General features: G+C 70.0%; 5 protein-coding genes. All 5 read right to left on the bottom strand.

What is annotated here, in order from left to right:
- Positions 1-34 precede the first annotated feature (34 nt).
- The 5 genes from FNQ90_RS14085 to FNQ90_RS14065 are packed head-to-tail and all read right to left on the bottom strand — an operon-like array spanning position 35 to position 4,249.
- Positions 35-829, bottom strand: coding sequence for a thioesterase II family protein (locus FNQ90_RS14085; protein WP_182606701.1), 795 nt, complete (start codon positions 827-829; stop codon positions 35-37).
- A complete protein-coding gene (locus FNQ90_RS14080) occupies positions 829-1,926 on the bottom strand; it encodes an HAD-IIIC family phosphatase (RefSeq protein ID WP_323379958.1) in 1,098 nt (365 codons plus the stop codon). Before FNQ90_RS14080 ends, FNQ90_RS14085 begins: the two co-directional genes overlap by 1 nt.
- Positions 1,923-3,086 (bottom strand): acyl-CoA dehydrogenase family protein, encoded by a 1,164-nt coding sequence (locus tag FNQ90_RS14075; RefSeq protein ID WP_182606700.1) that lies wholly within the window; start codon positions 3,084-3,086, stop codon positions 1,923-1,925. Before FNQ90_RS14075 ends, FNQ90_RS14080 begins: the two co-directional genes overlap by 4 nt.
- Positions 3,087-3,098: 12 nt before the next feature.
- On the bottom strand, positions 3,099-3,392 hold the full coding sequence (locus FNQ90_RS14070; RefSeq protein ID WP_182606699.1) for an acyl carrier protein: 294 nt from the start codon (positions 3,390-3,392) through the stop codon (positions 3,099-3,101).
- A 5-nt stretch (positions 3,393-3,397) separates the two neighbouring features.
- A complete protein-coding gene (locus FNQ90_RS14065; RefSeq protein WP_182606698.1) occupies positions 3,398-4,249 on the bottom strand; it encodes a 3-hydroxyacyl-CoA dehydrogenase family protein in 852 nt (283 codons plus the stop codon).
- Positions 4,250-4,362 lie beyond the last annotated feature (113 nt).

Raw genomic sequence — 4,362 nt, 5'->3', positions numbered from 1 at the left:
GGTCGGGGCAGCGACCGACAGGGGACAACCGTGTTCATGCCATCACCTCCCGCAACCCCTCGGCCAGCCGGCGCCGGGTCACCTCGGCTTGCTCCAGCACCGCGAAGTGCCCACCGGACAGCACCCGGCAGCGGAACGGCCCGGTGGTCTCGCGGCGCCAGCCGACCATGTCACGGATCCCGGCGCGCGGGTCGCGGTCCGCCGCCAGGGCAGTGATCGGCAGCGTGAGCGGCGGCTCCGGCCGGTGCTCGTGGGACTCCCGAACGGCGAAGTCCCCGCGGAAGGGCGGCAGGATCATCCGCAGTACGGACGGGTCGCGCAGCATCCACTCGGGGGTACCGCCGATTCGCCGCAGCAGCGCCACCACCTGCTCATCGCTCATCGAACCGACCGGCGGCTCATGGGCGTTGGGGTCATCGCCGGGGGCGGGACAACCGGAGACGAACAGGTGCAGCGGCGTGGGACCGCCGCGGCGGCGCAGTTCGCGAACCACCTCGAAGCCCTCCTGGCCGCCGAGACTGTGACCGTAGATCGCGAACGGACGGTGGCCGTCCGGGGTCTCCAGGTCCGCGAGCAGGGCGTCCGTGAGGTCGCGCACCAGGTCGGTCATGGAGCGATAGGCCGGTTCCCGCAGCCGGGTCTCCCGGCCGGGGAGCTGCACCGGACGGACCGAGACCTCCCCGACACGGCCGAACCAGGAGCGGAAGGCGGAGGCCGAACCACCGGCGTGCGGCAGGCAGTAGAGCCGCACCCCGATGGCGCCGGGCGGTTCCGCGAAGGGGAACCAGGCGGTGACCGAGGCCCGGTCGACGAGCCGGGGCGGGGTCATCACCCCACCTCCAGTCGCACGTAGCCGGGCGGGTCCTGGAGCTGCGACAGGTCGGCGACGAGCACCACCCGGTCGCCCTCCCGGGAAAACTCGCGGAACCCGCTGAAGGCATAGGTGATCTGCATCATCCGGTTGCGGCCGGTCTCCACGAAGTCGGCGCGCAGTCCGGCTCCGGCGTCCCGGGCGCGCTCCATCACATGACCGAGGAGAACGGTGCCGACGCCGCGGGACATCACCCGGCAGCTCATCAACATCATCCTCAGCCACCAGTCCTCCCCGCCCTTCTCCACCAGGGCGAGGCCGATCTTGCCGTAGGAACCGAACCGGTCCTCCAGCGCGGCGACCAGCAGCAGGTGGTCCTCGGACTCCCGCAGCGCGTCCAACTCGTCGTAGGAGTAGGTCCGACCGGTGGCATTGAGCTGGTTGGTGCGGACCGTCAGCTCCTCGGCACGCTGGAGGTCGGCGCGGGCGGCCGGCGCGATGGTGAACCGCATCTCCAGCCCGGCGAGGAACTCCTCACTGGTGCCGGTGAACTCGCTCTCCTCGGCGTCCCGGGCGAGCTGCCCCCGGTACATGGCGCGGCGCCGCGCCGACTCGTCGGAGACGAAACGCGGGAGGAACTCCTCCCGGTGCAGGGCGGTGTCGATCTCCAGGGCGTTGACCCGGGTGACCTCGGGGACGGAGAACTCCATCTCCGCCAGCTCGAAGTCCTGGTCGTCGACGAAGGCGAAGGAGTCCAGGCCGAGGTTGAGCTTGGCGGCGATCCGCCGCACCGACTCGGACTTGGCGTTCCAACCGATCTGCGGGTGGAGGAACAGGTCCTCCAGCCCGAGGTCGCGCAGCTTCGCCATCGCCGTCGCGTGGTCGTTCCTGCTCGCCACGGAGTGCAGCACGCCGAGCGCGTCCAGACGGCGGATGTGCTCCACCACCCCGGGGCGCAGCCGGACCTCGCCGTCCTCCAGGAGCACGCCGTCCCAGAGGGTGTTGTCGAGGTCCCAGACCACGCACTTGATGCTGCCCCGCTTCGGTTTGTGGTAGGGGTCCACCGTCTCTGCGGCGGCCCCCCGCGCCTCCTCGGGCGCTGTCGCCGTGCTCACTGTGCCACCTCTCTGAACGCCTCATCGGCGATCGTTATGCGCTGGATCTCGTTGCTGCCCTCGATGATCTCCATCACCTTGGCGTCCCGGTACAGCCGCGCGACCGGGTAGTCGGTGCTCATGCCGTTGGCGCCGTGCACCTGGACGGCCTCGGAGGAGTGCCGGGCCGCGGCCGTGGAGGCGAAGTACTTCGCCACCCACGTGGCCATCAGGGTCGCCGGGTCCTCGGCGTCCTTCAGCTCTCCGGCCCGCTCGCACAACAGCCGGGCGGCCCGTACGTCGGTGACCATGTCGGAGAGCTTGGCGCGGATCAGTGCCAGGTCCCGCAGCCGGCTACCGCCGACGGTGCGGTGCGTGGTGTAGTGCGCGCACGCCTCCAGGCAGGCCTGGATGATGCCGACCGAGCCGCAGGCGACGCTGTAACGCCCCAGGTCCAGGGTGCCGCTGAGCACCATCCCGGAGGCGAAGGAGCTCGGACCGAGCAGCGCGTCCGGGCCCAGCTCCACGTCGGTGAAGTCGATTTCGGCGATGAGCGAGGCACGGGTGCCGAGCATGTCGTCGATCGGGGTGACGCCCACACCCGGCGCGGTGCGTGGCACCAGCAGGGCGACGATGGAGGACTCGTTGCGGGCGAACACCAGGTAGAGGTCGGCCCGACTGCCACCGGTGATCCACTTCTTGCGGCCGTTGAGCAGCCAGCCGCCCTTGTGCGGGCGGACGTTGGTGCCGATGCCGGCGGCGTCGCTGCCCGCCCCGGGTTCGGAGAGACAGAACGCCCCCCGGACCCGCCCCGTGGCGACGTCCGGCGCCCATCGCTCGATCTGTTCGGCGCTTCCCCAGCGCATCAGCGCCCAAGCGAGCATGGTGTGCACGGTGAGCAGGGAACGCACCGAAGAGCAGGCCCGGCCCATCTCCTCGTGCACCGCCCCCAGAGTGACCATGTCCAGATCGCGTCCGCCGTGGCGGGTGGGGAGGAACGGGGCCCACAGGCCCCGCTCCCCGATCCGCTCCTGGATCTCCTCGGGTACGGCCCCGGCGCGGTCGTAGACGTCCGCGACCGGGGTGATGAACTCCTCGGCGAAGGCCCGGGCCGAGGCTCGGTCGATGGTGGGCAGGGCTCCTGAAGGCGGCGCCGGCGGCGCCGCGATCGGAGTCGTCATGGTGTGCTCCTCTCAGGAGTCGGACACCGCGAGTCGGAGCCGGCCGACAAGCCCGGCCATGGCCTCGACGGTGCGGAAGTTGTCGATGCGCAGTTCGTCGTTGGGGACACTTCGGCCGAAGGTCTTCTCGATGAACATCACCAACTCCATGGCGAAGAGCGAGTTGATGAAGCCCATGGCGAAAATGTCCTGGTTGGGGGCGATCTCGACCTGCGGGAAACGGGCCCGGACGAAGCCGTGGATGCGGTCGGCGATCTCGGTGGGCGGGACAGCGGGCACGGCGGGGTTCTCGGTGGTCACGGACATGTCGGTCACTCCTTGGTGTCGTAGGTGTAGAAGCCGCGGCCGGTCTTCCGGCCGTGCAGGCCCGCGTCGTTCATCTGCTTGAGCAGCGGGCAGGGGCGGTACTTGCTGTCGGCGTAGTGCTCGTAGAGCACCTCGACGCTGTAGAGGATCGTGTCGACGCCGATCAGGTCAGCGGTCTCCAATGGGCCCATCGGGTGCCCGAAGCAGCCGCGGAAGACCTCGTCCACGGACCGGGCGTCGGCGACACCCTCGTGGACCAGGTAGGCGGCCTCGTTGACGGTGAGCATCAGCACCCGGTTGGAGACGAAGCCGGAGGCGTCCTTGACCTGGACGGCCTTCTTCCCGAAGTCGGCCAGGAACTGGCGGGTGACCTCGACGACCTCCGGCGAGGTGTGGAAGCCGGGGATCAGCTCCACCACCGGCTTGGCCGGGACAGGGTTCATGAAGTGCACGCCGACCACCCGCTCGGGGTGGGAGCCGACCGCGCCGACCCGGGTGATGGGGATGGCGGAGGTGTTGACGATGACCACCGCGTCGGGCCTCAGCACCCGGTCCAACTCGATGTGCACGCCCCGCTTGGTCTCCCAGTCCTCCGTGACGTTCTCGATCACGAAGTCGGCCTTGGCCAGGGAGTCGGGGCCGACGGCGGTGGTGATCCGGCCGAGGATCTCGTCCGGATCCAGGGCCGGGCCGCCCATCAGGCCGCTGACCCGGCAGTTGCGGGTGATCACGGACCGGGCCTCGGCGAGGACTTCCTCGCTGACGTCGACCAGGATGATCTCGTAGCCGTACTGGGCGAGGTTCTGGGCGACTCCGGTGCCCATGACCCCGGCACCGACAACTCCGACGATGGTCATCTTTTTCTCCGTTTCCGCGGCGGTTCCGCCGGACGTTTCCCCATGGCGGGGACGTTGGTTTCTGGTGGGTGGGACGTTCGGTGGTGGGGGACGCCCGGTGGAGGGCTCCGGGG

Origin of the sequence: Streptomyces alkaliphilus, from assembly GCF_014141535.1 — a bacterium.
Classification (GTDB): Bacteria; Actinomycetota; Actinomycetes; order Streptomycetales; family Streptomycetaceae; genus Streptomyces; species Streptomyces alkaliphilus.
The sequence above is the reverse complement of the archived record's forward strand: the minus strand, read 5'-3'. Positions and strand labels throughout refer to the sequence as shown.